The sequence below is a fragment of the Bradyrhizobium guangzhouense genome (assembly GCF_004114955.1).
GTDB classification, from domain to species: Bacteria; Pseudomonadota; Alphaproteobacteria; order Rhizobiales; family Xanthobacteraceae; genus Bradyrhizobium; species Bradyrhizobium guangzhouense.
In genome coordinates this window covers 4,807,574-4,831,010 of sequence record NZ_CP030053.1, presented here as the reverse complement: position 1 = coordinate 4,831,010, position 23,437 = coordinate 4,807,574, and the positions used below count along the sequence as shown (strand labels likewise).

Here is a 23,437-nt window from a genome sequence, read left to right as displayed (position 1 = left end):
AACGCATCATGCCGAGATTCGCCGCCAACCTCACCATGCTCTTCAACGAGATGCCGTTCATCGACCGCTTTGCCGCGGCGAAGGCGGCTGGCTTTGCCGGGGTCGAATATCTCTTTCCCTACGATTTCGACAAGGCGCAGCTGCGCGAACAGCTCGATGCCCACGGACTGAGCCAGGTGCTACACAATCTGCCGGCCGGCAATTGGGCCGCCGGCGAGCGCGGCATCGCGATCATGCCCGATCGCACCGCCGAATTCCGCGATGGCGTATTCCGCGCCATCGACTACGCCAAGGCGCTCGATTGCGAGCTGCTCAACTGCCTCGTCGGCATTGCGCCTGTCGACGCCGATCCAGGCGAACTGCAGGAGACGCTGGTCGGAAACCTGCGCTTTGCCGCCTCGACGCTCGCCCGCGAGAACATCAAGCTGTTGGTCGAGCCGATCAACACGCTCGACATTCCCGGCTTCTTCCTCAACGGCACGGAGCAGGCGATCCAGCTGATCTCCGACGTGCGGTCGAACAATCTGTTCGTCCAGTACGACATCTATCACATGCAGATCATGGAGGGCGATCTCGCCCGCACCATGCAGGAATACCTGCCTCAGATCGCCCACATCCAGCTCGCCGACAATCCCGGCCGGCATGAGCCCGGCACCGGAGAGATCAACTATCCCTTCCTGTTCCGCCATCTCGACGCGATCGGCTATCGCGGCTGGATCGGCTGCGAATACAAGCCGCGCACCACGACGCTGGAAGGCCTGTCCTGGCACGCCGCGCAGACCTTTGAGACCTGAGACCGTAGCTACGCCGCCGGTGCGCTCCCTCTCCCGCAAGCGGGAGAGGGTTGGGGAGAGGGTATCTCGGCAATGGGACCGCTGAGGTACACCGAGAAAATCCCCAAGAGGAGAAAGCCCTCACCCGGCGCTGTGCGCCGACCTCTCCCGCAAGCGGGAGAGGTGCACCGAGCGTGTGGACGAATTTTTGCGTATGCAACTGAGAGAAGACTAATCATGATCGACATCGGCTTCATCGGACTTGGCACCATGGGACGGCCAATGGCCGGCCATCTCCTGGCTGCGGGCCATCGCGTGCTCCTGCACGACGTCGCGCCGGTCGCGCCGGAGTTGATCGCGGCCGGAGGTGTCGCCTGCAAATCGGCCAAGGAGGTCGCGGAGGAGGCGGATGTCGTCATCATCATGGTGCCTGATACGCCGCACGTAGAGGCGGTGCTGTTCGGCAAGGACGGCGTCGCGAGCGGCATTTCCAAGGGCCAGATCGTCGTCGACATGAGTTCGATCTCGCCGCTGGCGACGAAGGAATTCGCGAAGAAGATCGAGGCGCTCGGTGCGGATTACCTCGACGCACCCGTGTCGGGCGGGGAGGTCGGCGCCAAGGCGGCGAGTCTCACCATCATGGTCGGCGGGCCCGAACGCGCCTTTGGCACCATGAAGCCGATCTTCGACAAGATGGGCAAGAACGTCACCCATGTCGGCGCCAACGGCGACGGCCAGACGACGAAAGTCGCCAACCAGATCATCGTCGCGCTGACGATCGAGGCGGTGAGCGAAGCGCTGCTGTTCGCCTCCAAGGCCGGCGCCGATCCTGCCCTGGTGCGCAAGGCGCTGATGGGTGGCTTTGCGTCGTCGCGCATTCTCGAGGTGCACGGCGAGCGCATGGTGAAGCGCAATTTCGATCCCGGCTTCCGCATCGAGTTGCACCAGAAGGATCTCAACCTCGCGCTCGAAGGCGCGCGCTCTCTCGGCCTGTCGCTGCCGAGCACAGCCGTGGCGCAGCAATTGTTCTCGTCCTGCGCCGCGCACGGCGGCAAGGGCTGGGATCATTCGGCCATGGTACGGGCGCTGGAACTGATGGCGGGTCACGAGATAGCGGCGGCCTGAACTGTTACGCGGTAACAGTCGCCGATGTTGATGTGGGTTTCATCGCTCAGGAACCGGAACAATGCTCCGGCCCCGCGGTTGATGGCGCACAACAACACTGGAGAGTTAAGGATATGAAGACCCGTCTTGTGATTTCGTTGGCTGCTGCGTCGCTGCTGGCGTCGAGTGCAGCCTTTGCTCAGTCGACGACCGAAGAAGGCGCCAGGAACGGCGCGCGCACGGGCGGCGAAGTCGGCGGCCCGATCGGCGCGATGGTTGGCGGCACGGTGGGTGCGGCGGTTGGCGCAGGCCTCGAGATTCCGAATGCGATCCTCGGCGGCATCCCGCGCGATGATTCTGTCGTGGTGCAGGAGCGCGTCGTGGTTGGCGAGCCGCTGCCTCCGACCGTGGTGCTGCGTCCGGTCCCGAACTACACCCAGTATCGCTATGCCGTGGTGAATGATCGCCGCGTGATCGTCGAGCCGCGCACGCGCCGGGTGATCAAGATCATCGACTGATCGGCGCGATACCGGCTTTGAAGAAAAAAGGCCCTGCGGAGCTTCGCTCCGCGGGGCCTCAGCTTGTCAGGGCCGAGCCTGCCCGAAACCGCGTCATGACCCAATCGATGGCGGCCGCCACCGCGAAGCCGATACAGGCAGTGCCGGCATCAACGAGAAAATCCTCCAGCCGCGCATGGCGTCCGGGTGCCCAGAGCTGCATCAGTTCGAGCAGGCCAATCAGCACGACCGCGACGGCCGCCACCGACAGGCGGCGCTGCCGGTAGGCGAGCCCGAAGGCCAGCCCGACCAGGATGAAGGCCAGCGCATGCTCGCCGTCCTGGCCGAGGTCGGAATGGGGACGCAGGCTCGGAGGCCCGAGCGTTGCAAAGGTTACGGCGGCGGCGAGTAGCCAGGCAAAGGCGCGAACAAGAATGGGCATCCGCACCGCTTAGCACGGATCGGCAGAGGCCTGTCTCGGGATGCGGATCAGATCGCCGTGTAGTTAATGACGAAATGTTAAAGCGGCTCGCGCACGCCGAGGCCGTGCATGAAGCGCTCCCGGATCTGCACGGGATCCCGGCGGGTAGTGCCGACGCCGGGTTTATCGTCGATGCGCAGCGCGATCAGGCTCGGAGCCTCAGCCGACATGGCCTGGTCGACCAGTCGTTCGAAATCCTCTTCGTCCGCGGCCCAGGAACTGTTGGCGAGTCCCGAGCCCAGCGCGATCGCGACCAGATCGGCGACACCAGCTGCGGGCGTCGGCTGCGCACCGGTGATCTGGTAGATGCCGTTGTCCATGACGATCATGATAAGATTCTTCGGCTTCAAGGCCGCGATCGTCGAGAGCGCGCCGAGCTGCATCAGCAGCGAGCCGTCGCCTTCCAGCGCGAAGACGCGTCGATCGGGCTGCGCCAGCGCCACCCCGAGTGCGATCGGGAAGGCGAGGCCCATGCTGCCTAGCATGTAAAAGTTCTGCGGGCGGTGGCCGGCGGCCCAGAGGTCGAAATTGGTATTGCCGATCCCGCCGATCACCGCTTCCTCGTGCTCGAGCTTTGCAATCAAGCGCGACGTCACATCGAAGCGGTTCATGACCTTGGTATTGCCAGTGTTCATGATTGACCTCACTTGTCGAAGACCTTGCCGCCCGTGAGCAGCGGGTTGAGGATCAGCGCCACCGGTGCCTGTGTGGTGACGGCCTGCTTGATCGAACGGTCGGCGATGAATTCGAGCTCGTCGAGCCTGGTAATGGTGTGGTGCTCCAGCGCCAGCGCATCCAGCACCGGGCGCATGGTGCGGCAGACCAGCGACTGTCCATAGTTGAATTCGCCAAGCGTGCCGCGTTCGGAGACGAACATGATCAGCGGGATCTGGTAGGGCACCGCGAGCGAAGCGAGGGTATTGGCCAGTGTTGCAAAGCCCGAGGTTTGCATCAGTACCGCGCCGCGCCGCCCGCCCATCCAGGCACCCGAGACGATACCGACGGCCTCTTCCTCGCGGGCGGTGGCAAAGGTGGTGAAGAACGGATCGGCGTGGAGGTTCTTGATCAGCGGCGTCAGCACCCGGTCGGGCACATAGGGGATCAGGCTGATCTCGTTCCGCTTCAGGGTTTGCAGGACGATGCCATGCCAGCTCTTGTCGCCGGATGCCTGCTTCGAACCATGCTGCTCCGCGTCAGCCATTGCGTTCTCCCTTGCGCCGCGCATGCTTCTTCTTTGGCCGTCGCGGCGTTGGCCGAACTTGACGGAGCGGCCGGGATTGTCAACATGTCCGGGCCGACACCGTGATCTGCGCCAGAGGGGCTGCCGTGGTCGGCACCGCCATGCCATAGGTGGGATAATGAGGAACAGGAGGAACGCCGGGAGAGGGACGCGCATGGCGCTGACCTTGCGAACCTCCGTGAGAGAGCCGGAAGGGTCCTGATGTCGGTCAACAACAAGCGCGTCTTCTACGTCAAATACCTGGCAAACCCCATTTATATCGACGTCCTGAAGGCGCGGTCTGACGTCCGGCTCGACCGCATCGAAAATGAGAGCCCCGAGGATTTTTACGCCCCGATCCTGGGCGCGGCGCATGTTTATCAGATCGGTGCCGCACGCGACGAACTGGCCCCGCATTTCCATGTCGACGCCGCCTTCCTGAAGCGCACCCCGAACCTGCTCCTGGTCTCCAGCAACGGCGCGGGTTTCGACCCCGTCGATGTCGAGGCCTGTACGGATGCAGGTGTGCTGGTCGTCAACCAGTCCGGCGGCAACGCGCATTCGGTGGCCGAGCACGCGCTGGCCATGATGCTGACCCTGTCCAAGCGCATCATCCAGTCCGATCGCCGCTTGCGCCGCGAGGCCAATGTCAATCGTAACGAGCTCGTGGGCAACGAGGTCGAGCACAAGACCGTCGGCATCATCGGTCTCGGCAATGTCGGCCGCCGCATCGCGGCGCTCTGCAATGGCCTGCTCGGCATGAAGGTGCTGGCTTACGATCCCTATCTCTCGAAAGAGGTGATGGCCGAGCGAGGCGGCGAGAAGGTCGAGCTCGACGAGCTGCTGCGCCGCGCCGATTTCGTCTCGATCTCCTGCCCGCTCAACAAGGGCAGCCGCAACATGATCAGCGCGCGCGAATTCGGCCTGATGCAGACGCACGCCTATTTCATCACGACCGCGCGGGGCTTCATCCACGACGAGGATGCGCTGCTTCAGGCGCTCCGCGACAAGCGCATTGCCGGTGCCGGCCTCGACGTTTGGTCAAAGGAGCCGCCGCCGCCGGAGCATCCGCTGCTGCAGTTCGACAACGTGCTGGCAAGCCCGCACACCGCGGGTGTGACGATCGAAGCGCGCCAGAACATGGGCCGCATCGCGGCCGAGCAGGTGCTGGAGACGCTCGACGGCAAGCGGCCGCCACGCATCATCAATCCGGAGGTCTGGCCCGTCTATGCCGAGCGCTTCAGGCAGGCCTTTGGTGTGACGCCGGGGTAGGGCCGTGCAACGCTCTGCGTGCTGGTTATGCGGATGAAAACAGAACGCGCCGCATTTTACTGATTGCGTCAGTGATCGCGTATGACTTGTCCTGTAGATCAGAATCCATGAGCATCTTCTCGATAGCGACCTCAGGACTTTCTGCCGCGAGTTTGCGGGCGAACGCGGCCGCCAGCAACATCGCCAATGTTCGAACGACCGGGCCGCTGCCCACATCAAGCGGATCGAGCACATCGGGTAGCGGCGGCAGCTCGAGCACGAGTTCGACTTATCCTGCGGCCTATGTGCCGCTACGAGTCGATCAGGTCTCGCAATCGAGCGGCTCGGCGCCGGGCGGTACGGTTGCGACCCTGTCGACGGTGTCGCCGAGCTATACCGCGCAATCCGACCCGAGCGCTCCCTTCGCAAACCAGGATGGCCTGGTCGCTGCGCCGAATGTCGATCTCGCTGACCAATTCGTCCAGCTGGCGACCGCAAAATACAGCTTCATGGCCAATGCCAAGGTCATTCAGGCCTAATCCGAGACGGAAAAGTCCCTGCTCGACATCACGACTTGATGGCTGACGGACGGTATCGACGGACGCCTCGGCGGCGCGAATCGGCGCTTCGCCTTGATTCACCTCAAAATCTTCCTCCCCCTACCGGCCTAAATGGGATTAGAGTGCCGCCGGGGCAGCAGGAGGTCCCATGTCAACTTATGTCGTCAGGTTCATGAAGGACGTGCTCGGGGAGTGCGGCCGGCAGAGCGAAGTTTGTCAAGGTACGCTCGAGATCGATGCTATCGACGAGAACGAGGCCACGGAGCGGGCGAAGGCAAAATTCTGCAAGGACCAGGCGTTGCATCACTGGTCGCTTCATGCCGATCGCATCCAGGTCAGGCCGTCTGACTTCCCGTCGTGAGGCCTAGCGGCCCGGCGCTGTGACGGGCGGCGGGGCCGTCGTCCCCGCACCGAGCGAACGTTGCACCATGACGGTGTCGGACCAGTGGCCGTGGCGATAGGCGACGCCGCTGAGCAGGCCAGCGCGCGCGAAACCGAACCTTTCATGCAGTGCCAGCGAAGGCCCGTTGTCGGCATCGATATAGCCGATCAACTGGCGGAAGCCTGCGGCAGCACATGCATCGATCATGGCCCCGAGCAAAAGCCGCCCAACGCCGCGGCCGAGATGCTCGTGATGGACGTAGATCGAGTGCTTGGCCGTGTAGCGATAGGCCGGGCGCTTGCGGAACAGCACCGCATAGGCATAGCCGACCACCTCGCCGCGCCAGGTCGCGACCAGATGCGGCAGGCGGGTCTGCTTCAGATTCTTGCGCCGGTCGCGAAGATCGTCGGGCTCCGGCGCGCCGGTTCCCTCGACGTCGCGGGGCACGCCATTGCGAACGTGATGGCGATAGATCGCCAGCATCGCCTCGACATCGCCCTCGCGTGACGGCCGGATCAGGACCGGCTCGTCATCGGTGCGTGCAATCGCTGTTTCGTTCATCGGCTCTGCTCGGCTACGACGTAGGTATAGAGCCCGATGCGGCCCTTCGCATCGATCTCCTTGTAGACACCCTGGATTTCCACATCGAAGCCTGGAAACGTGTTGAAACAGGTCTCGAACATCTTGAGATAATCGATCATGGGCTTGGCTCTCTCCGTCAGCCGCTCGCCCGGCACGATGGTGGCGATGCCGGGCGGATAGACCACGAAAGGCGTGGTGGCGATGCGGCCGGCGATCGCCTCGATCGGCAGATAGTCGACGTCGTTCTTGAACAGGAAGCGCGCGGCATCGCGCGGCGACATCGCGATCTCAGGCATGTGCTCGGGCATGAACTGCCGCGCCTGGAGAGCGCTGACATCGGCCGCGCGAAAGAATCGGTGCATCTCGCCGCAGAGGTCGCGCAACCGCACGCCGGCATAGCGCGCCTGCCGCCGCTGGTAGAATTCCGGGATCGCATCGGCCAGCAACGCATTGTCGTCATGCAGCTTCTTGAAGGCGACGAGACCGGAGATCAAGGTGCCTGCCTTGCTCGCCTCGACGCCGGGGGTCAGCAGGAAGAGCAGCGAGTTGAGGTCGTTCTTCTCGGGGACGATGCGGTTTTCGCGCAAGTACTGCGCGACGACCGGGGCGGGGATGCCGTGCTCGGAATAGGCGCCGGTGGCGCGGTCGAAGCCGGGGGTGAGCAGTGTCAGCTTGTTCGGATCGGTCATGGCGAAGCCCTCGGTCATGCCGGGGAAGCCGTGCCAGGTGCTGTCGGGGCCGAGCTGCCAGAGCGCGGGATTGGTGGCGAGCTCGTCGGTCGACAGGGTCTCCCAGGCGACGTTGTGCGCAGCGCCAGGGCGGCTCACATCGGGGATGGCGACGCGATCGGGCACGAACGGTTCGAAGAACCAGCGCCGGTCCGGGTTCTGCTCCTTCTCCTCGAACTCGCGGCGCATCGCCCGGATTTTCTTGCGTAGCTCGATGCCGAGGCGGATCGTGTCGTCCCACAGCACTTCGCCGGAGCGGCCTTTCATCATCTGCGCGCCGACGTCCAGCGACGCGAACAGCGGATAGAACGGCGAGGTCGAGGCGTGCTGCATGAAACTTTCGTTGAAGCGGCGATGCTCGACGCGCCGCTTCTGGCCGCGAATGTGACGGTCCTTGATATGGATCTGGGAGGCCTGCGAGAAGCTCGCGAGCTGCTTATGGGTCGATTGAGTCGCGATGATGCCCGGCGCCTCCGGCGGAAGGTTGGCAAGGCCCATGGCGAAGCGGCCGGCATAGAGCGGGTGGAATTTCATGAAGCCGGCCCAGGCCTCGTCGAACAGGATGTACTCGCAGAGATGGCCGATGCGCTTCATCATCATCTCGGCATTGTGGATCGTGCCGTCATAGGTGCATTGCTCGACCACGGCGACGCGGAACGGCCGCTCCTTGCGCCAGGCCTCCTTGTCCATGACCAGGGGATGATTGCGGATGGTCTCACGCAGGGCCTTCTCGTCGAGCATGTCCCAGCGCATCGGGCCGATCAGGCCCCAGGCGTTGCGGGTGGTGGGAACATACACGGGGATGCCGCCGCCGATCATCAGCGCGCCGTGATGGGCGGCCTTGTGGTTGTTGCGGTCGAACAGCACGAGATCGCCGTCGGTGACGAGCGCGCCGAGCGCGACCTTGTTCGAGGTCGAGGTGCCGTTGAGCACGAAATAGGTCTTTTCCGCGCCGAAGATCTGCGCGGCCTCCTTCTGTGCCTTCAGCGCCGGGCCTTCATGGGTGAGGAGGTCGCCGAGGTCGAGCACGGAATTGTCGAGGTCGTCGCGGAACACGGATTCGCCGAGATGCTCGACGAAGACCCGGCCGATCGGGCTGCGGTTGTAAAACACGCCGCCATTGTGACCCGGGCAGGTCCAGAGCTGGTTGCCTTCCTCGGCGTAGTCGACCAACGCCCCGAAGAACGGCGTCTTCAGCGTTTCGGCATATTGCTTGAGGCGGCTGATCAGATTCTTGGCGATGAAGGTTGGCGTTTCCTCAGACAGGAAGACATAGCCGTCGATGAAATCGAGCACCTCGACTGGCAAATCCTCGAAACGCTTGCGCCGGATCAGCAGGATGATCGGGAAATCGAGACCCCGGCGCCGCATCAGATTGATCAGCGCCGAGGTCTTGCCCTCAAGACCCTTCTTGCCCCAATCCACCACCATGCAGCCGATCGCGGCATCGGTTTGCACCGCGATCTCGGCGTCTTCCAGCTTGCGGGCCCGGACCACCTCGAAGCCGGAGCGCTGGATCTCCTCAATGATCTGGTTGAAGCGGAGACCTTCCAGGTCGTCGGCATCGAACACAGGTGCGGCGAACAGGAAGTTGAAGCGCTTGAAATAGTCCATGGCATGTCCCGAATGTGCAGAGACAGACACGTCTCTGCACATTCGATGACAGTTCTATGACAGGAGGCGGCAATCGAGCGCAGGAAGGGCTCTAGCGCTTCGTCTCGCCGAACACGACGGTCGGCACCGCGCGGTTGACGACCTCACGCAGGGCGAAGCTTGATTGCACCCGCGCGACGCGCGGCAGGCGCGAAAGCTCGGTACGGTGGATGCGCTCGAAATCCTGGATGTCGCGGGCGAGCACGATCAGGATGTAATCGTCGGTGCCCGACATCAGGAAGCAACGCACGACGGAAGGGCACTTCACGACCTCCGCCTCGAAGGCCTTCAGCGCCTCGTCGCTCTGGCTCTCCAGCGCGATGCGCACCAGCACCGTGGTGGTGAGGCCGAACTGGGTGAGGTCGAGCGCGGCCTGGTAGGCCTGGATGTAGCCGTCATCCTCCAGCGCCTTCTGCCGCCGCGCCAGCGCTGTGCTTGACAGGCCGACCGTGTTGGCGAGCTCGGTATGGCTGGCGCGTGCGTTGGTGGTGAGTTCCGCGAGAATCGCGAGATCTTTGCGGTCGAGGGCCAAGGTTTCGTTTCCAGCGTGAAAGGGCACTTCCGCGACCGAAACCGGCGCGGGAAGGTCAAAGCTAGCGGATATTTGCACGAAACCAAACCGGCCAGGTCGCTACGATCTTAGCAGGAATCAAAAGGAGACCAGCAAAATGCGTGTCGGTGTGCCCAGGGAGATCAAGGTGCAGGAATATCGCGTTGGGCTCACCCCGGGCGCCGTCCGCGAATATGTCGCGGCTGGGCACCAGGTGACGGTCGAAACCGGCGCCGGCGGCGGCATCGGTGCGTCCGATGAGGCGTACCAGCGGGCAGGGGCCTCGATTGCGGCGAGCGCAAGCGACATCTTCGCCAAGTCCGAGATGATCGTGAAAGTGAAGGAGCCGCAGAGGAGCGAATGGGCCCAGCTTCGCGAAGGCCAGATCCTGTTCACTTATCTCCATCTTGCGCCGGATCCGGAACAGGCCAAGGGCTTGCTCGCCGCCGGCTGCACTGCGATTGCCTATGAAACCGTCACCGACGCGGCCGGTCACCTCCCCCTGCTCGCGCCGATGAGCGAAGTCGCCGGCCGCCTCGCGATCGAGGCCGCCGGCGCCGCGCTCAAGCGATCGGCCGGCGGTCGCGGCCTACTCCTCGGCGGCGTGCCCGGTGTGCAGCCGGCGCGCGTGGTCGTGCTGGGCGGCGGCGTGGTGGGAACGCAAGCCGCGCGCATGGCTGCAGGTCTCGGCGCCGAAGTCACCGTGATCGACCGCTGGATTCCGCGCTTGCGCGAGCTCGACGACCTCTTCGCCGGACGTGTGCGCACGCGCTTCTCGACGATCGAGTCCGTCGAGGAGGAAGTGTTCAGCGCCGATGTCGTGATCGGCGCAGTGCTGGTGCCAGGTGCGAGCGCGCCGAAGCTCGTGACGCGCGCGATGCTGAAATCGATGCGGCCGGGGGCGGTGCTGGTCGACGTCGCGATCGACCAGGGGGGCTGTTTCGAGACCTCGCATGCCACGACGCACGCGGAGCCGACCTACGAAGTCGACGGCGTCGTGCACTATTGCGTCGCCAACATGCCGGGCGCGGTTCCGGTGACGTCGAGCCAGGCGCTGAACAATGCGACCCTCCCCTTCGGTCTGATGCTCGCGAACAAGGGTTTTGCCGCGGTGCTCGAAAATCCGCACTTGCGCAACGGGCTGAACGTGCATCGCGGCCGTATCACCAACAAGGCGGTTGCGGAGAGCCTCGGGCTGGAATTTGCGCCTGTTGGAAGCGGGCTCGCGGCCTAGAGCCGCGGACCTACGCCTTCGTCAGCCTGTACTGCCGCATGTCGGGATCGTGCGTCATGCGCCAATAGTCCACGAAGCGCCACGGCATCGCCGAAAACACGCGGCCGTTTGCGTTGCGATAGTAAGTGCTCATTCCCGGATGGGTCCAGATCATCGCCTCGTGCTCGGCGTCGACCTTGCTGACATAGTCATCGAGTACCTCGCGGCGGACATCGATGGCGGCGAGGTCGTTCTCGATCATTTCGACGAGGCAGGTCGAGATGTAGCGGCTCTGGCATTCCGACTGGAAGATGACGCTGCCGCCATGGGCGGGGCCCGAGTTCGGGCCGAGCATGCAGAAAAAGTTTGGAAAATCGGACACCGTGAGGCCGAGGAATGCGGTCGGATTGTCGTTGGCCCAGGCTTCGCGCAGCGTCTTGCCATCGCGGCCGCTGATGTTGAGGCGGGCGGCCATCTCCGTGACCTTGAAGCCCGTGGCGACCACGATGATGTCGGCGGGGCGGTGCTTGCCGTCGGCCGCGATGATGCCGCTTTCATCGAAATGGTCGATCGTGTCGGTGACGAGCTCGACATTATCTAGCTTCAATGTCTTGAACCAGTTGTTGTCGAGCAGGATGCGCTTGCCATAGGGCGGATAGGTCGGCACGCATTTTTCGATCAGGTCGGGGCGATCCTTCAGCTCTGTCAGGATGAAGTCGGTCAGCTCCTGGCGATGCCGGTCGTTGCCCTTGTTCACGGCGCGCTCCGGATGTGGCCAGGCCGGGTCCTTGCGCAGGAACGGCAACAGGCCGTCACCGTAGCGCCAGAACATGTTGAAGCGATACCATTGCACATAGAATGGCAGATGTGCGAGCAGCCAGCGCGCGCCTTCGGTGATCGGATCGGCATAGCCTTTCACCGGCCGCGCCCATTGCGCGCTGCGCTGGTAGACCGTGACCGAGGCGACGCGGCCGGCGATCGTCGGCACCAGCTGCATCGAGGTCGCGCCTGTGCCGATTACAGCAACGTGCTTGCCGTCGAGGCTGATGTCATCGGACCATAGCGCCGAATGCAGGATCGTTCCCTTGAAGCTCTCCTCGCCCTTGAATTGCGCGCGGGAGGGATCGTTGAGCTGGCCGATGGCCGAGACCAGTGCGGTCGACTCAAAGGTCTCTTCGCCGTTGCTCGTCTTCAGCGTCGAGATCCAGCGTCGCTTGCCCTCGTCCCAGCGCGACGCCGTCAGCTCAGTGTTGACGCGCAGATGCTTGCGGATGCCGTATTCGTCCGCGACCTTGAGCAGATAGCCGAGCAGCTCCTCGCGCTGGCAGAAATAGCGCGTCCAGGCGTTGCCCAAGCCGAACGAGTAGGAATAGGAGTGGTTGGGCGTGTCGACGCCGCAGCCGGGATAGCGATTGATCCACCAGGTGCCACCGAGCTCGGCGTTCTTCTCGACGATGGTGTAGGGGATGCGGAGATGGCCGAGCGCGACGGCAAGCGCGATGGCGCAGACCCCGGCGCCGACGATCAGCACGTGCTGCGCGGCGAGCTTCTCTTGCGATGGACGCTTGGTCCATCGTGCCTCGCGCGACACAAAGCCCATCTCCTCGCGCATCAGCGGCGCATATTCCGATGCGACGTTCTCGCCGAGGCAGGCCCGCATCATTCTAAGCAGCAGCTTTTCGCCGGGATCGGTGATGACGGGCGTTGGCGTGCCGTCGGCGAAGAGCCTGACGACGGCCGCGCGGATCTCGTCCTGGATCTCGCGGGGCACGCCGGCCTCGGGATCGGGAATCAAGCGGATGTCGCGTTTGGGCAGATAGGGTGGCTCAAGCCAGCGTTCGTCGCCGGTCATGTGCACCAGCACCATCAGGAGACAGCGGATGTCGGCTTCCGCAATGGCCGAGATGAGGTCGAGCGGCTTGCGGGGAGATTCGATGTTCATCGTCTTCTTTTGATCTCCTGCGATCCGGTTACGAACCTGCGGGCGACGGCAGGCTAGTCGACAAGGATGGAATCGTCCATGCGGGACGGGTCTCCGGGCCGGCCCTCAGGTGCCCAAATAGGGTGGAAGAAGAAAACTATTGCCCCAGGCGGGGCCGGCAGAAGGAGTTTCCTCCCGAGGGGACAAAAACGCCAATCGCTTCCATTGCCGTTTTGGGCCGAAACGACGACATTCCATTCAGAAATTGATGGATTGACAGCCATGGAACGCACTGGATTTGAGCCCTTCGGCGAGCCGCTGGTGTCCGCAACGGACAGCCAGCCGCAGTCCCGCGCGTCAAAACTGCTGCTGCGGGCCGGCACGGGCGTGTTCTGGACGCTGGTCGCGGGCATCGTGCTCGCGCGAGCCGCGTTCTTCGAGCCGGGCGTCTATGACAGCTTCAGCCACGTGGCTTCGCTCGCCAAGAACCTGCTCTTCTGAGACCGACCTGCTGCTCTGAGCCGAATTATTCCACGCCGAGGATCAAACTTCCCTCGGCCCTGATATGCTGAAAACTTATTCCCCAACGCGAGCGTCGTGCGTATAAATCCTTCTCCTCTGGGAGAGATTTGTGTCGCAGAATCAAGCATCCAGCCCGGCCGCCGCCAAGCCGACCACTGCCTTTAGCCGCATCGTCGCGCTGATTCCCGGCATTCTCCTGTGCATCGCCGTGGCGGGCGTCTCGGCGCTGCTGGAGCGGGCCGAGCTTGGCGTGTTCGAGCACCCCTATATCGAGGCGCTGGTGATGGCCATCCTGCTGGGGATGGCCCTGCGCAGCTTCTGGAAGCCGGCGCCGCGCTGGCAGGCCGGCATCGCTTTTAGCGCCAAGCAGCTCCTGGAGGTCGCGGTCATGCTGCTCGGCGCCTCGATCAGCTTTGCCGCCATCGCGGCCTCCGGCATCGCGCTGCTCGTTTCGATCGCCGCAGTCGTGGTGATAGCGCTCTGCGTCTCCTTTGGTCTGGGCCGCATGCTCGGGCTGTCGACGCGGCTGTCGATCCTGATTGCCTGCGGCAATTCCATCTGCGGCAACTCCGCGATCGCGGCGGTGGCGCCGATCATCGGCGCTAACAGCGAGGAGATTGCATCCTCGATCTCATTCACCGCCATTCTCGGCGTGATGATGGTGCTGGGCCTGCCGCTGCTGATCCCGCTGTTGCAGCTCACCGCCACGCAGTACGGCATTCTCGCAGGACTAACCGTCTATGCCGTGCCCCAAGTGCTCGCGGCGACGGTGCCGGCGGGGCTGATTTCCACGCAGATCGGCACGCTGGTCAAGCTGATGCGCGTGCTGATGCTCGGCCCTGTCGTCGTCGGTCTCTCGCTGGTCGCCTCGCGCTGGCAGACCGGCGCCAAGAAGACCAATGTCGGGTTCTTCCGCCTGGTCCCCTGGTTCATCCTCGGCTTCCTCGCGCTCGCGACGTTGCGTTCCCTCGAGATCGTGCCGGCCACGGTGGTCGGGCCGGTGACGAAGATCACAACCTTCCTGACGGTGGTGTCGATGGCAGCGCTGGGCCTCGGCGTCGACGTGAAGGTGCTCGCCAATGTCGGTGGCCGGGTGACGGCCGCGGTGACACTGTCGCTGATGCTGCTGCTGGGGATCAGCATCGCGCTGGTGCACTGGTTCAAGTGAGGGACGCGAAGGTGCCGTAGATTAAGCAAAGGCGCGAAAGCGCCTCACCCACCAGTTCCGCGTGAGGCGAAAAAGGGTGGGTACGCTTTCGCTTTGCCGACCCGACGAAACCGACATCGCCGCTAAATCAGATCACGTCCGCCAGCGAATGGCCGTGCAGTTCGATGTTGAGCCCCTGCATGCCCATGTCGTTGATCTCGCCGCCCATCGCTTTGAGGCTCTCTTCGCGGATCAGCGACATCAGCCCGCGGCGCAGCGCCAGGAATTCCGACGACATCATCATCGATTGCTGCCGCGGCCGCTCCAAGGGAATTGGAATCTCCGCCTTGATCGAGCCGGGACGGGCGGTCATGCAGTAGACGCGGTCGGAGAGAAAGATCGCCTCATCGATGTCGTGGGTGACGAACAGCACCGAGATCTTCAGGCGCTGCCACATATTTGTGAGGATCTGCTGCATGATGACGCGCGTCTGCGCGTCGAGCGCCCCGAACGGCTCGTCCAGTAGCAGCACCTTCGGGCCCGTCGCCAGCGCGCGGACGATGCCGACGCGCTGCTTCATGCCGCCGGAGAGTTTCTCCGGATAATGCTTTTCAAAGGCCTCCAGGCCAGCAAGCCCTAGCAGCGTGCGCGCCGCGCGTTCGCGCTGCGAGCGCGCCATGCCGCGCATCTTCAACCCGAACTCGACGTTCTCCCGCACCGTCTTCCAGGGAAACAGCGAGTATTGCTGGAACACCATGCCACGTTCGGCGCTGGGGCCGTTCACACGCTCTCCGTCGACGGTGACGATGCCCGTGGTCGGCTTGAGGAAGCCCGCGACGGCATTGAGCAGCGTCGATTTTCCGCAGCCGGAGGGGCCGACAATCGAGACGAATTCGCCGGGCTTCACATGGATTTGCGTGTCCGTGACGGCCTGCACAGGCCCCTCAATGCTGTCGTAGCTGAGGGAGAAGTTTTTGACCTCGATATGGCCCTTCGGTTCGCTCGCAAGCATCTCGCTCATCTCGTCGATCTCCACGGCATCACCAGGTGTCCCGCGCCCCGGATCAGCAGGCTCGAGCCGAGGCCAAGCACACCGATCGCGATCATGCCGAGGGCGATATCGGCGTACTGGACCAGCGAATAGGCCTCCCAGGTGAAATAGCCGATGCCGTACTGGCCCGAGATCATCTCGGCCGCGATCAGCGACACCCAGGCCACGCCCATTCCGACGGTAAGGCCGGTGAAGATGTGCGGCAGCGAGGCCGGAAAATACACCTCGCGGAAGATCGAGCGCTCGCGCGCGCCGAGACATTGCGCGGCGCGCACCAGCACGGGATCGACCAGCGACATGCCGTGCAGCGTGTTGACCAGGATCGGGAAGAACGAGCCGAGGAAAGTGATGAAGACGATGCTCTGCTCGTTGGTCGGCCACAGCATGATCGCCATCGGTACCCAGGCGATCGCCGGGATCGGCCGCAGCACTTCCGCCACGGGGAAGATGATCTCGTGCACCAGCTTGAAGCGGCCCATGATCAAGCCAAGCGGCACGCCGACAAGGGCGGCGAGCGAGAAGCCGATGAAGATGCGCCGGCAGCTCAGCGCGATGTGCATCAGGAACTTGGGGTCGTGGATCGCCTTGGCGAAGCTCGCATAGACCTCAAGCGGCGTTGGCACGTTGATGAAGCGCACGAAGAACACGACGCGATAGGTCGTGAGCAGGTGCCAGACCAGCAGGAAGGCGAGCAGCGACATGATGCCGATCGCAGTTGCGCGCAGCCGGCCCTGGTTCAGCCGGTACCAGCGCAGCGCAAGCGTGCCGAAAGAAGGCGGTGTGACCGGGGGGGTGACGGCGGGCGCGGGGCCCGCCTTGGCGATGGCTGTTGCCGGCATGCTGTCCTCGGGATGTCTGACGAGGGCGGGACTGCTCACGTCTTGCCTCCGCTGACGGCCGCCTTCACCGCGTCGTCGAAGCCGAGCACCTTGCCGCTGATCTTGGCGGCATAGGCCTCCGCGTCCTTCTTGAGCAGGAACGGTGCGACGTCGCCATTGCCCACCGCAAAGAAGGCCTGGTCGGCGAACAGCTTGATGCCGCGTGTGGTGTCGAAGACGTAAGCGACGTTGATCTTCTTGCCCTTGGCCTTGAAGTCGGCATAGGCCCCGAGCGTGCAGGCGGCGGACGAGAACGGCATGATGCCTGCCTCATCCACCCAGACCTCGCCGGCCTTGCGCGGATCGGTGATCGGCTTCTTGCAGAAGGCGTCTTCGCCTGTGATTTCGTAGTTCTTGGTGCTCGCAAGCTGGGTATCATAGTCGAGCTTCATCTCGGCGTAGGCTTTGCGGATGTAGCTGTCGTCGACCCACTTCTTCGGATCGAACTCCTTCATGCGGCCGAGCTTCTGGAGCACTTTGACGTCAGCCGCGGCTGCGTCGATGAGCGTTGGCTTGATGGTCGGATCGGTGGTCATGTTTCCGCCGGGGCCGAGGAAGATGTAGACGACCTCCTTGTTGATGCCGGTCCATTCCTGGATCTTTTCGGCGGCCAGTTTCGGATCGGCGCGGAGCCACGCATTGGCGGCGATCAGGGCCTTTTCGTAGGCGACCACGACCTCGGGGTACTTCTCGGCGAAGTCGGTGCGCACCACGACGCCGTGGAAGGTCGGCAGATTGGTCTCGACGCCGTCGAAGATCTTTCGCGCAAAGCCGCGGAACGGCAGGAGCTCGGCGAAGGGGACAAAGTCCGCGTGGGCGTCGATCTTCTTTTCCTGAAGATTGGTCGAGCCGACCTCCGGGCTTTGGCTGACGAGTTGGAAGAAGTCGTCAGGGTAACCGCGGTCCTGCATCGCCTTGAGCACCATGCCGTGTGCGGCGGAGCCGAACGGCACGCTCACGAGCTTGCCCTTGAGGTCGGCGAGATCGTAATAGGGCGAGTCCTTGTGGACGACGATGCCGTTACCGGAGCCGGCGAGGCTGTAGGCGGCAACTGCAATCAGGCGGCTCTTGCTCTCCGGATTACTGTCGAAGGTGAAGCCGTTCACGATCAGCGGATAGTCGCCCATCATGCCGATCTGCAGCTTGTTCGCCATCATCGCATTGGTGACGGGTGGGCCCGAGGTGAAGTTTTGCCACTCGATCTCGAATTTGATGTTTGCGTATTTGCCTGACGTCGGCAGGTACTTTTCGAGAAGATGGAGCTGCCGCACCACAGTTCCAGCGGTCACCGTGTTGGTCGTGGTGTCCTGCGTTCCTATGCCGAGCGTGACGGTTTCTGCCGAGGCCGGCTGCGCGAGGAATAGCGCCAGCGACGTCACCGACATCGCGATCGAGAGCGTGGGAAGATGGCGGACCATTCTCATCCTCATTCGGTTGGATGTGCTGCGGTTGCCATGATTGGGTGAGGGCGTGGACAGGGCAAATCCGGAATGACCGCGGTAGTCGATTAGTTGCCGGGAAAAGCTGATTGCATACTCCTTGGGCAGTCCTGCACTATAAAGCCGCTTGCCTGTGCATCGGCCCTGGCAGCAAATTCGCTCAGTCGGATGCGTGGCCGCGCATCTCCTCCAGTACGTCGGTCCGGCAGACCACGATCTGCGAGCGCTTGGTCAGGACGATTCCCTTCTCCTGCATCCGCTTCAGGCTGATCGTGACCCATTGCCTGGTCGCGCCGACCATGTGGGCGATGTCGGCATGGGTGAACGCCGCCGCGATCACCCGGCCATCGGCATCCTCGACGCCGTAGAGATCGACGAGATGCAAGAGCAGATGTGCAAGGCGCTGCGTGATCGAGCGCGTTCCCAGCATTTGGGCCAACGCCGAATAGCATTTGCCTTTGAAGGTGAGGCCCTCGATCAGACCGATCGCGAGGCTCGGGATCTCTGCGGCAAGGGATCGCAGTTCCTTTCCGGGCAGGTGCACGACGCTGCAATTGCTGGATGCGACGCCGGACCATTGATGCACGGTGCCTTCGAACACTTCGGGGCCGCCGACGAAATTGCCGACATGCCAGTAGGCCAGTGTGATCTCGCGGCCCAGCGGCGAGGTGTAGAAGACGCGGATTCGGCCGCTTTCGATCAGCCAGATTCCATCATGTTTGCCGCCTTGGCTGAACAGCGTCTGCCCGCGGTTGAGCACCTTTCGCCGGCCCTGCTTCAACACCAGCTCGCGCTCGCGCGGCGAGAGCTTGTCCATCAGTGGCGGCGGGCCGCCGATCCATTGCTGGTTCTCGGTCAGCAGCAGCGAGGAACTGCCCGCAGGCCGGACTGCCGGGGGGACGGTCCCGCGCACTGCACTTGCCGCTTGCAACATTAACTGCCTCCGGAACGTTCAAACCGTTCTAAAGAGGAGCAATGTCCGTGCCAGATGGGGGCAAACGGGCGCTTACCGTCCGGCCAGGCTCAGGAGATAGGGTTTTGGGTAAATCCCCCTGTTGTGCCCATCCGAAAACGAGATGTTCAGCCCATAACCGAGATTGCCGATCTCGGTGATCGCGATCCCCGGAAACGCGTCCGGGAAGCGACCGTCAAAGCGGGCGCGGGTGCAGTGGGCGCATTTGCAGGAGAGGCGGAGCTTTTCGGCAGGCACGCAAAGCGCGTCGCCCTCGGCCGTCCGGACGAGCAGCGCTGCGAGATCGGCGCTTGCTTCGTAGTCGGCGACGGTTGGGGCCACCAGGGTCATGGTCATGACGAACCTCCTGATGCTCTCTACGTCGACGCTCGCCCGCGCGGATAGCAACTAATTGCCGGGGTGACGCGTCTTCGATCAGCGTTGGCGAAATGTGAAACTAATCGACCGGGAATGTCACTTACGAATTGCCGGACTCTGCTCTCTCCGAAACGTTGTGCTCAACGAGGACTGAGGAGAGACTATGAGCGCATTTCAAAAGGAAACGGTCTTGTCGGTCAGACACTGGACCGACTCGCTGTTCAGCTTCACCGCGACGCGTGATCCCGGCTTCCGATTCCAGAACGGGCAGTTCGCGATGATCGGGCTCGAGGTCAACGGCAAGCCGTTGATGCGCGCCTACAGCATGGCCAGTGCCAATCATGAGGAAGCACTCGAATTCTTCTCGATCAAGGTGCAGGACGGCCCGCTGACCTCGCGCCTCCAGAAGATCCGGGAAGGCGACATCATCCTGGTCGGCCGCAAGGCGACGGGCACGCTGATCACCGGCAATCTCATCCCGGGCAAGCGCCTGCTGCTGCTCTCGACCGGCACGGGGCTTGCGCCCTTCGCGAGCCTGATCAAGGACCCTGATGTCTACGAGAACTACGAGACCATCGTGCTCGCCCACGGCTGCCGCCAAGTCTCAGAACTGGCCTATGGTGAACATCTCGTCGACGGCCTGCGCAATCACGAATTCTTCGGGCCGCTGATCGGTGACAAGCTGGTCTACTATCCGACCGTGACCCGCGAGCCGTTCCGGAATCGCGGCCGCATCACCGACCTGATCGCCTCCAATCAGCTGTTCGACGATATCGGACAATCCGGCCTTGATATCGAGACCGACCGCATCATGCTGTGCGGCAGCCCGGCGATGCTTGAGGAACTCCCCGCGATGTTTACCGCGCGCGGCTTCGTCGAGGGCAATCACAGCCAGCCCGGCCATTTCGTGATCGAGAAAGCCTTTGTCGAGCGCTGAGGCCAAATCGGCCTCAGGCGACAACTAATTGCTATCGCCGGACAACCACCTGAACAAATCTGATGCAAAGGCGCCGGACACCGGCGAACCAGGAGCAAGAGATGGCACTAGATCAGATCGTCGACGGACTTTCGGAGGTTTCCTGCGACGTGCTCGTCATTGGCGGCGGCACGGCCGGCCCGATGGCGGCGCTGAAGGCGAAGCTGAAGAACCCGAAGGCGAACGTCGTCCTGCTCGAAAAGGCCAACGTCAAGCGCTCCGGCGCGATCTCGATGGGCATGGACGGCTTGAACAATGCCGTCATCCCCGGCTACGCGACGCCGGAGCAGTACACCAAGGAAATCACGATTGCCAATGACGGCATCGTCGACCAGAAGGCGGTCTATAAATACGCGCAAAACTGCTACAAGATCATCGAAGAGCTCGACAGTTTCGGCATCCGCTTCCTGAAGAACGAGAACGGCGACTACGCCGTCAAGAAAGTGCATCACATCGGCACCTACGTTCTGCCGATGCCGAACGGCGAGACCGTGAAGAAGGCGCTCTACCGTCAGCTCCGCCGCGCCCGCATCCTGATCTCAAACCGCTACATGGCGACGCGGCTCTTGAAGTCTAGCGACGGCCGGATCGCGGGTGCGATCTCCGTCAACACCCGCACCGCCGAGATCCTCGTCATCAAGGCCAAGGCCGTGATCCTCTGCATGGGGGCCGCCGGTCGCCTTGGACTGCCGACCTCCGGCTACATGTTCGGCACCTACGAGAACGCCGCCAATTCCGGTGACGGCTATTCCATGGCCTATCACGCCGGCGCGGCGCTCGCGAACCTCGAATGCTACCAGATCAATCCGCTGATCAAGGACTATAACGGTCCGGCTTGCGCCTATGTCGCCGGCCCCTTCGGCGCCTTCACGGCGAACAACGAGGGATCGCGCTTCATCGAATGCGACTACTGGTCCGGCCAGATGATGCTCGAGTTCTACAACGAGCTCTTGTCCGGCAAGGGGCCTGTGTTCCTCCAGCTCAAGCATCTTCACCCCGACACCATCTCCGAGATCGAATCCACGCTGCACAAGGTCGAGCGTCCAACGCGCGGCTTGTTTCAGCAGGGACGTGGAGTCGACTATCGCAACGACTCGATCGAGATGCACATCTCCGAGATCGGCTTCTGCTCCGGCCATAGCGCCTCCGGCGTGTTCGTGGACGATAATGCCCGCACCACCGTGCCGGGCCTCTATGCCGCCGGCGACATGGCGAGCGTGCCGCACAATTACATGCTCGGCGCCTTCACCAACGGTTCGGTCGCCGGCATCGACGCGATGGAGTTTGCCGACAGCCACGATTTTGCGGAGTTCGACGCGGCGGATGTTGCGAAAGAACGCGACCGCGTGCTGGCGCCGACCAAGCGCGAGGACGGCATTCCGCCGAACCAGGTCGAGTACAAGACCCGTCGCCTGGTGAATGATTATCTCCAGCCGCCGAAGGTCACGCGCAAATACGAGCTCGGCATGCGCCGTCTCGCCGAGACGCGGGAAGACATGCAGGAGCGCATGATCGCGCGCAACGCTCACGAGCTGCTGCGCGCGCTCGAAGTGCAGTCGATCATGGATTGCGCCGACATGGCCGTGCATGCCTCGCTCTATCGCGAGGAGAGCCGCTGGGGCCTCTACCACTGGCGCACGGATTTCCCGGAGAAGGACAACGAGAACTGGTTCTGCCACACGCTGCTGAGCAAACAGAACGGCAAGATGACCAGCGAGAAGCGCGCCGTCGAGCCTTACGTCGTGCCGATCGCCGACGACGAGAAGGATCTCTACGACAAGCAACGCATCCGCGCCACTGCCTGATCCACCGCAACAGAGCAACAGGAGACATCACATGCCTCTCGCGTCCTATCAGACATCGGTTCCGGTGGTCGTCGACGACGCCAAATGCATCGCCGACAAGGGCTGCACCGTTTGCGTCGACGTCTGCCCGCTCGACGTGCTGCGCATCAGTGACATGACCGGCAAGGCCTATATGGCCTATGACGAGTGCTGGTACTGCATGCCCTGCGAGGCCGATTGCCCGACTGGAGCGGTCACCGTCAACATTCCCTACCTCTTGAGGTGACCATGTCGAGCCCGTTCGAATCCTACGACGATCTCGAAGATGCCGACGAGCGACTCCAGGCCGCAGATCCCGCCGAGCGCCGCGTCGCGATCATCGCGCTCGGCCATTCCGGTGATCCCGCAGCGGTTGCGCATCTCGCCAACATGGTCGCCGATCCCGACGCCGGCGTGCGCCAGCAGGTGGCGATGGCGCTCGGCGAGTTCGACGGACCTGAAGCGGCGAGTGCGCTGGTGAAGCTGCTGGTTGATCCTGAACGGATCGTTGCCGCCGCCGCGGCCGACAGCATGGCCGAATTCAAGGATCCCGCCTGCGCCGATGTCATCCTGCCGCTGGTCAAGCATGCGCACGCCTTCGTCCGGATGGGCGCGTTGCGTGCGCTCAAGGAATTGCGCTGCAAGGCTACGCTCAAGCCGGCGCTCGAAGCGCTGCAGGATTCCGATGCGGCCGTGCGCGTGCAGGCGATCGGCGTGATCGGATTCCTCAAGCTGGAAGAATCCATCCCCGCGCTGACTGCGCTGATCAACGATCCCGATGCGCATGTCCGGCGTGCAGCCGTCAGTGCGCTGGCGTTCTCGCAGATGAAGCCGGCGGCCGAGACGATCACGCGCGCATTGAGGGACGCTGACTGGATGGTTCGCGAGATGGCCGCGGAGACGCTCGGACTCAATGTCAACGGATCAATCGCGGCCGACCAGCTCGTTGGTGCGCTCGGCGACGAATTCTGGCAGGTGCGGCTGAAGGCGATCCGCAGCCTCGGTAGGATGAAGATCGAGCGCGCGGTGCGTCCGATCGGCAATTGCGTCAATCATGACCAGGCGAATTTGCGGAAAGAGGCGGCCGCCGCGCTCGGCGAGATCGCCCATCCCGACGGTGAGGCCTTTTTGGCCGTCATCGCCGACGATGCTGATCCCGATGTCCGCAAGAACGCACGCTGGGCGCTGCAGCAGATCGCTGCCCGCAAGGCGCGCGCAGGCGCATAGTAAAAGGCGCGGGCAGCGGCATAGCGGCGCGCATCAGTCGCTATGGACTTCCCCTGCCAGACGTTTATTTGTCTTCGCCAATGGCGTCGGCCGCTTGCGAGAGGGGCCGATCCGAAAAACAGCGAGGACG

Annotated in this window: 26 protein-coding genes; 13 read left to right on the top strand and 13 right to left on the bottom strand. The window is 63.3% G+C overall.

All coding sequences use genetic code 11. The annotated features are described in order from the left end of the window. Nucleotides 1-8 precede the first annotated feature (8 nt). The 3 genes from hyi to XH91_RS23245 all read left to right on the top strand — a co-directional run bounded on the left by hyi (nucleotide 9) and on the right by XH91_RS23245 (nucleotide 2,395). A complete protein-coding gene (hyi, locus tag XH91_RS23260; protein ID WP_128952736.1) occupies nucleotides 9-794 on the top strand; it encodes a hydroxypyruvate isomerase in 786 nt (261 codons plus the stop codon). Between the two features lie 216 nt (nucleotides 795-1,010). Next, nucleotides 1,011-1,898, top strand: coding sequence for a 2-hydroxy-3-oxopropionate reductase (locus tag XH91_RS23250; protein WP_128952735.1), 888 nt, complete (start codon nucleotides 1,011-1,013; stop codon nucleotides 1,896-1,898). A gap of 113 nt (nucleotides 1,899-2,011) precedes the next feature. Next, nucleotides 2,012-2,395, top strand: coding sequence for a DUF1236 domain-containing protein (locus tag XH91_RS23245; RefSeq protein WP_128952734.1), 384 nt, complete (start codon nucleotides 2,012-2,014; stop codon nucleotides 2,393-2,395). A gap of 58 nt (nucleotides 2,396-2,453) precedes the next feature. Here the strand turns inward: XH91_RS23245 and XH91_RS23240 are convergent, their stop codons facing one another. The 3 genes from XH91_RS23240 to XH91_RS23230 all read right to left on the bottom strand — a co-directional run bounded on the left by XH91_RS23240 (nucleotide 2,454) and on the right by XH91_RS23230 (nucleotide 4,056). Then, nucleotides 2,454-2,816: a VanZ family protein gene (locus XH91_RS23240; protein WP_164933760.1), complete on the bottom strand. Its 363-nt coding sequence runs from the start codon at nucleotides 2,814-2,816 to the stop codon at nucleotides 2,454-2,456. Between the two features lie 77 nt (nucleotides 2,817-2,893). Beyond that, nucleotides 2,894-3,490 carry a thiamine pyrophosphate-dependent enzyme gene (locus XH91_RS23235; protein WP_164933759.1) on the bottom strand — a complete coding sequence of 199 codons (597 nt, stop codon included), beginning with the start codon at nucleotides 3,488-3,490 and terminating at the stop codon, nucleotides 2,894-2,896. 8 nt (nucleotides 3,491-3,498) lie between these two features. Then, a complete protein-coding gene (locus XH91_RS23230; RefSeq protein WP_164933758.1) occupies nucleotides 3,499-4,056 on the bottom strand; it encodes a thiamine pyrophosphate-binding protein in 558 nt (185 codons plus the stop codon). A gap of 240 nt (nucleotides 4,057-4,296) precedes the next feature. Between XH91_RS23230 and XH91_RS23225 the strand changes: the two genes are divergently transcribed. Further along, nucleotides 4,297-5,346, top strand: a complete 1,050-nt coding sequence (locus tag XH91_RS23225; protein ID WP_128952731.1) for a hydroxyacid dehydrogenase — start codon at nucleotides 4,297-4,299, stop codon at nucleotides 5,344-5,346. A gap of 25 nt (nucleotides 5,347-5,371) precedes the next feature. Here the strand turns inward: XH91_RS23225 and XH91_RS39445 are convergent, their stop codons facing one another. Next, complete coding sequence (locus tag XH91_RS39445; RefSeq protein WP_245470676.1) at nucleotides 5,372-5,605, bottom strand: hypothetical protein; 234 nt, start codon at nucleotides 5,603-5,605, stop codon at nucleotides 5,372-5,374. Here XH91_RS39445 and XH91_RS23220 point away from each other — a divergent pair. Together XH91_RS23220 and XH91_RS23215 are read left to right on the top strand one after the other, a co-directional pair. Beyond that, nucleotides 5,499-5,864, top strand: a complete 366-nt coding sequence (locus XH91_RS23220; protein ID WP_245477361.1) for a flagellar basal body rod C-terminal domain-containing protein — start codon at nucleotides 5,499-5,501, stop codon at nucleotides 5,862-5,864. The genes XH91_RS39445 and XH91_RS23220 overlap by 107 nt on opposite strands. 169 nt (nucleotides 5,865-6,033) lie before the next feature. Beyond that, the gene (locus tag XH91_RS23215; RefSeq protein ID WP_128952729.1) at nucleotides 6,034-6,246 is read left to right on the top strand and encodes a hypothetical protein; all 213 of its coding nucleotides are present in this window, start codon (nucleotides 6,034-6,036) and stop codon (nucleotides 6,244-6,246) included. Between the two features lie 3 nt (nucleotides 6,247-6,249). On the opposite strand, the gene XH91_RS23210 is transcribed toward XH91_RS23215, so the two are convergent. The 3 genes from XH91_RS23210 to XH91_RS23200 form a co-directional block, all read right to left on the bottom strand. After that, on the bottom strand, nucleotides 6,250-6,828 hold the full coding sequence (locus XH91_RS23210; RefSeq protein WP_128952728.1) for a GNAT family N-acetyltransferase: 579 nt from the start codon (nucleotides 6,826-6,828) through the stop codon (nucleotides 6,250-6,252). Beyond that, nucleotides 6,825-9,191 carry an Orn/Lys/Arg family decarboxylase gene (locus XH91_RS23205; RefSeq protein WP_128952727.1) on the bottom strand — a complete coding sequence of 789 codons (2,367 nt, stop codon included), beginning with the start codon at nucleotides 9,189-9,191 and terminating at the stop codon, nucleotides 6,825-6,827. The genes XH91_RS23210 and XH91_RS23205 overlap by 4 nt, the downstream gene beginning before the upstream one ends. A 91-nt stretch (nucleotides 9,192-9,282) precedes the next feature. Next, nucleotides 9,283-9,762 (bottom strand): Lrp/AsnC family transcriptional regulator, encoded by a 480-nt coding sequence (locus tag XH91_RS23200; protein WP_164933757.1) that lies wholly within the window; start codon nucleotides 9,760-9,762, stop codon nucleotides 9,283-9,285. Nucleotides 9,763-9,898: 136 nt separating this feature from the next. Here XH91_RS23200 and ald point away from each other — a divergent pair, with 136 nt between their 5' ends. Then, nucleotides 9,899-11,014, top strand: coding sequence for an alanine dehydrogenase (ald, locus tag XH91_RS23195; protein WP_128952725.1), 1,116 nt, complete (start codon nucleotides 9,899-9,901; stop codon nucleotides 11,012-11,014). 10 nt (nucleotides 11,015-11,024) lie between these two features. On the opposite strand, the gene XH91_RS23190 is transcribed toward ald, so the two are convergent. Continuing rightward, nucleotides 11,025-12,935 carry a flavin-containing monooxygenase gene (locus tag XH91_RS23190; protein ID WP_128952724.1) on the bottom strand — a complete coding sequence of 637 codons (1,911 nt, stop codon included), beginning with the start codon at nucleotides 12,933-12,935 and terminating at the stop codon, nucleotides 11,025-11,027. Nucleotides 12,936-13,196: 261 nt separating this feature from the next. On the opposite strand from XH91_RS23190, the gene XH91_RS38980 reads away from it, so the two are divergent. After that, nucleotides 13,197-13,415 carry a hypothetical protein gene (locus XH91_RS38980; protein WP_164933756.1) on the top strand — a complete coding sequence of 73 codons (219 nt, stop codon included), beginning with the start codon at nucleotides 13,197-13,199 and terminating at the stop codon, nucleotides 13,413-13,415. 130 nt (nucleotides 13,416-13,545) lie between these two features. Next, nucleotides 13,546-14,604 (top strand): YeiH family protein, encoded by a 1,059-nt coding sequence (locus tag XH91_RS23180; RefSeq protein ID WP_128952723.1) that lies wholly within the window; start codon nucleotides 13,546-13,548, stop codon nucleotides 14,602-14,604. Nucleotides 14,605-14,731: 127 nt separating this feature from the next. Here the strand turns inward: XH91_RS23180 and XH91_RS23175 are convergent, their stop codons facing one another. The 5 genes from XH91_RS23175 to XH91_RS23155 form a co-directional block, all read right to left on the bottom strand. Beyond that, nucleotides 14,732-15,604: an ABC transporter ATP-binding protein gene (locus tag XH91_RS23175; protein ID WP_164933755.1), complete on the bottom strand. Its 873-nt coding sequence runs from the start codon at nucleotides 15,602-15,604 to the stop codon at nucleotides 14,732-14,734. Next, on the bottom strand, nucleotides 15,601-16,512 hold the full coding sequence (locus XH91_RS23170) for an ABC transporter permease (protein ID WP_128952721.1): 912 nt from the start codon (nucleotides 16,510-16,512) through the stop codon (nucleotides 15,601-15,603). The genes XH91_RS23175 and XH91_RS23170 overlap by 4 nt, the downstream gene beginning before the upstream one ends. Further along, complete coding sequence (locus tag XH91_RS23165; protein ID WP_164933754.1) at nucleotides 16,509-17,930, bottom strand: ABC transporter substrate-binding protein; 1,422 nt, start codon at nucleotides 17,928-17,930, stop codon at nucleotides 16,509-16,511. Before XH91_RS23165 ends, XH91_RS23170 begins: the two co-directional genes overlap by 4 nt. Nucleotides 17,931-18,111: 181 nt before the next feature. Next, nucleotides 18,112-18,885: a Crp/Fnr family transcriptional regulator gene (locus tag XH91_RS23160; RefSeq protein ID WP_128952719.1), complete on the bottom strand. Its 774-nt coding sequence runs from the start codon at nucleotides 18,883-18,885 to the stop codon at nucleotides 18,112-18,114. A 72-nt stretch (nucleotides 18,886-18,957) separates the two neighbouring features. Continuing rightward, nucleotides 18,958-19,254 (bottom strand): gamma-butyrobetaine hydroxylase-like domain-containing protein, encoded by a 297-nt coding sequence (locus XH91_RS23155; protein ID WP_164933770.1) that lies wholly within the window; start codon nucleotides 19,252-19,254, stop codon nucleotides 18,958-18,960. Between the two features lie 190 nt (nucleotides 19,255-19,444). Here XH91_RS23155 and XH91_RS23150 point away from each other — a divergent pair, with 190 nt between their 5' ends. The 4 genes from XH91_RS23150 to XH91_RS23135 all read left to right on the top strand — a co-directional run bounded on the left by XH91_RS23150 (nucleotide 19,445) and on the right by XH91_RS23135 (nucleotide 23,307). Beyond that, complete coding sequence (locus XH91_RS23150) at nucleotides 19,445-20,218, top strand: ferredoxin--NADP reductase (RefSeq protein WP_128952717.1); 774 nt, start codon at nucleotides 19,445-19,447, stop codon at nucleotides 20,216-20,218. A gap of 101 nt (nucleotides 20,219-20,319) precedes the next feature. Next, complete coding sequence (locus tag XH91_RS23145) at nucleotides 20,320-22,062, top strand: fumarate reductase/succinate dehydrogenase flavoprotein subunit (RefSeq protein ID WP_164933753.1); 1,743 nt, start codon at nucleotides 20,320-20,322, stop codon at nucleotides 22,060-22,062. A gap of 31 nt (nucleotides 22,063-22,093) precedes the next feature. Next, on the top strand, nucleotides 22,094-22,327 hold the full coding sequence (locus tag XH91_RS23140) for a 4Fe-4S dicluster domain-containing protein (RefSeq protein ID WP_008141081.1): 234 nt from the start codon (nucleotides 22,094-22,096) through the stop codon (nucleotides 22,325-22,327). A gap of 2 nt (nucleotides 22,328-22,329) precedes the next feature. Further along, entirely contained in the window at nucleotides 22,330-23,307 is a 978-nt protein-coding gene (locus XH91_RS23135) for a HEAT repeat domain-containing protein (protein ID WP_164933752.1), read from the top strand. Nucleotides 23,308-23,437: the final 130 nt, after the last annotated feature.

Excerpts from the sequence above, each read along its gene's own strand:
- XH91_RS23225 (WP_128952731.1), top strand. The coding sequence starts at position 4,297 with ATGTCGGTCAACAACAAGCGCGTCTTCTACGTCAAATACCTGGCAAAC.
- XH91_RS23165 (WP_164933754.1), bottom strand. The coding sequence starts at position 17,930 with ATGGTCCGCCATCTTCCCACGCTCTCGATCGCGATGTCGGTGACGTCG.
- XH91_RS38980 (WP_164933756.1), top strand. The coding sequence starts at position 13,197 with ATGGAACGCACTGGATTTGAGCCCTTCGGCGAGCCGCTGGTGTCCGCA.
- XH91_RS23135 (WP_164933752.1), top strand. The coding sequence starts at position 22,330 with ATGTCGAGCCCGTTCGAATCCTACGACGATCTCGAAGATGCCGACGAG.
- XH91_RS23235 (WP_164933759.1), bottom strand. The coding sequence starts at position 3,490 with ATGAACACTGGCAATACCAAGGTCATGAACCGCTTCGATGTGACGTCG.
- ald (WP_128952725.1), top strand. The coding sequence starts at position 9,899 with ATGCGTGTCGGTGTGCCCAGGGAGATCAAGGTGCAGGAATATCGCGTT.
- XH91_RS23210 (WP_128952728.1), bottom strand. The coding sequence starts at position 6,828 with ATGAACGAAACAGCGATTGCACGCACCGATGACGAGCCGGTCCTGATC.
- XH91_RS23140 (WP_008141081.1), top strand. The coding sequence starts at position 22,094 with ATGCCTCTCGCGTCCTATCAGACATCGGTTCCGGTGGTCGTCGACGAC.
- XH91_RS23160 (WP_128952719.1), bottom strand. The coding sequence starts at position 18,885 with ATGTTGCAAGCGGCAAGTGCAGTGCGCGGGACCGTCCCCCCGGCAGTC.
- XH91_RS23190 (WP_128952724.1), bottom strand. The coding sequence starts at position 12,935 with ATGAACATCGAATCTCCCCGCAAGCCGCTCGACCTCATCTCGGCCATT.
- XH91_RS23240 (WP_164933760.1), bottom strand. The coding sequence starts at position 2,816 with ATGCCCATTCTTGTTCGCGCCTTTGCCTGGCTACTCGCCGCCGCCGTA.
- XH91_RS23215 (WP_128952729.1), top strand. The coding sequence starts at position 6,034 with ATGTCAACTTATGTCGTCAGGTTCATGAAGGACGTGCTCGGGGAGTGC.
- XH91_RS23155 (WP_164933770.1), bottom strand. The coding sequence starts at position 19,254 with ATGACCCTGGTGGCCCCAACCGTCGCCGACTACGAAGCAAGCGCCGAT.
- XH91_RS23230 (WP_164933758.1), bottom strand. The coding sequence starts at position 4,056 with ATGGCTGACGCGGAGCAGCATGGTTCGAAGCAGGCATCCGGCGACAAG.
- XH91_RS23245 (WP_128952734.1), top strand. The coding sequence starts at position 2,012 with ATGAAGACCCGTCTTGTGATTTCGTTGGCTGCTGCGTCGCTGCTGGCG.
- XH91_RS23205 (WP_128952727.1), bottom strand. The coding sequence starts at position 9,191 with ATGGACTATTTCAAGCGCTTCAACTTCCTGTTCGCCGCACCTGTGTTC.
- hyi (WP_128952736.1), top strand. The coding sequence starts at position 9 with ATGCCGAGATTCGCCGCCAACCTCACCATGCTCTTCAACGAGATGCCG.
- XH91_RS23175 (WP_164933755.1), bottom strand. The coding sequence starts at position 15,604 with ATGAGCGAGATGCTTGCGAGCGAACCGAAGGGCCATATCGAGGTCAAA.
- XH91_RS23250 (WP_128952735.1), top strand. The coding sequence starts at position 1,011 with ATGATCGACATCGGCTTCATCGGACTTGGCACCATGGGACGGCCAATG.
- XH91_RS23145 (WP_164933753.1), top strand. The coding sequence starts at position 20,320 with ATGGCACTAGATCAGATCGTCGACGGACTTTCGGAGGTTTCCTGCGAC.
- XH91_RS23150 (WP_128952717.1), top strand. The coding sequence starts at position 19,445 with ATGAGCGCATTTCAAAAGGAAACGGTCTTGTCGGTCAGACACTGGACC.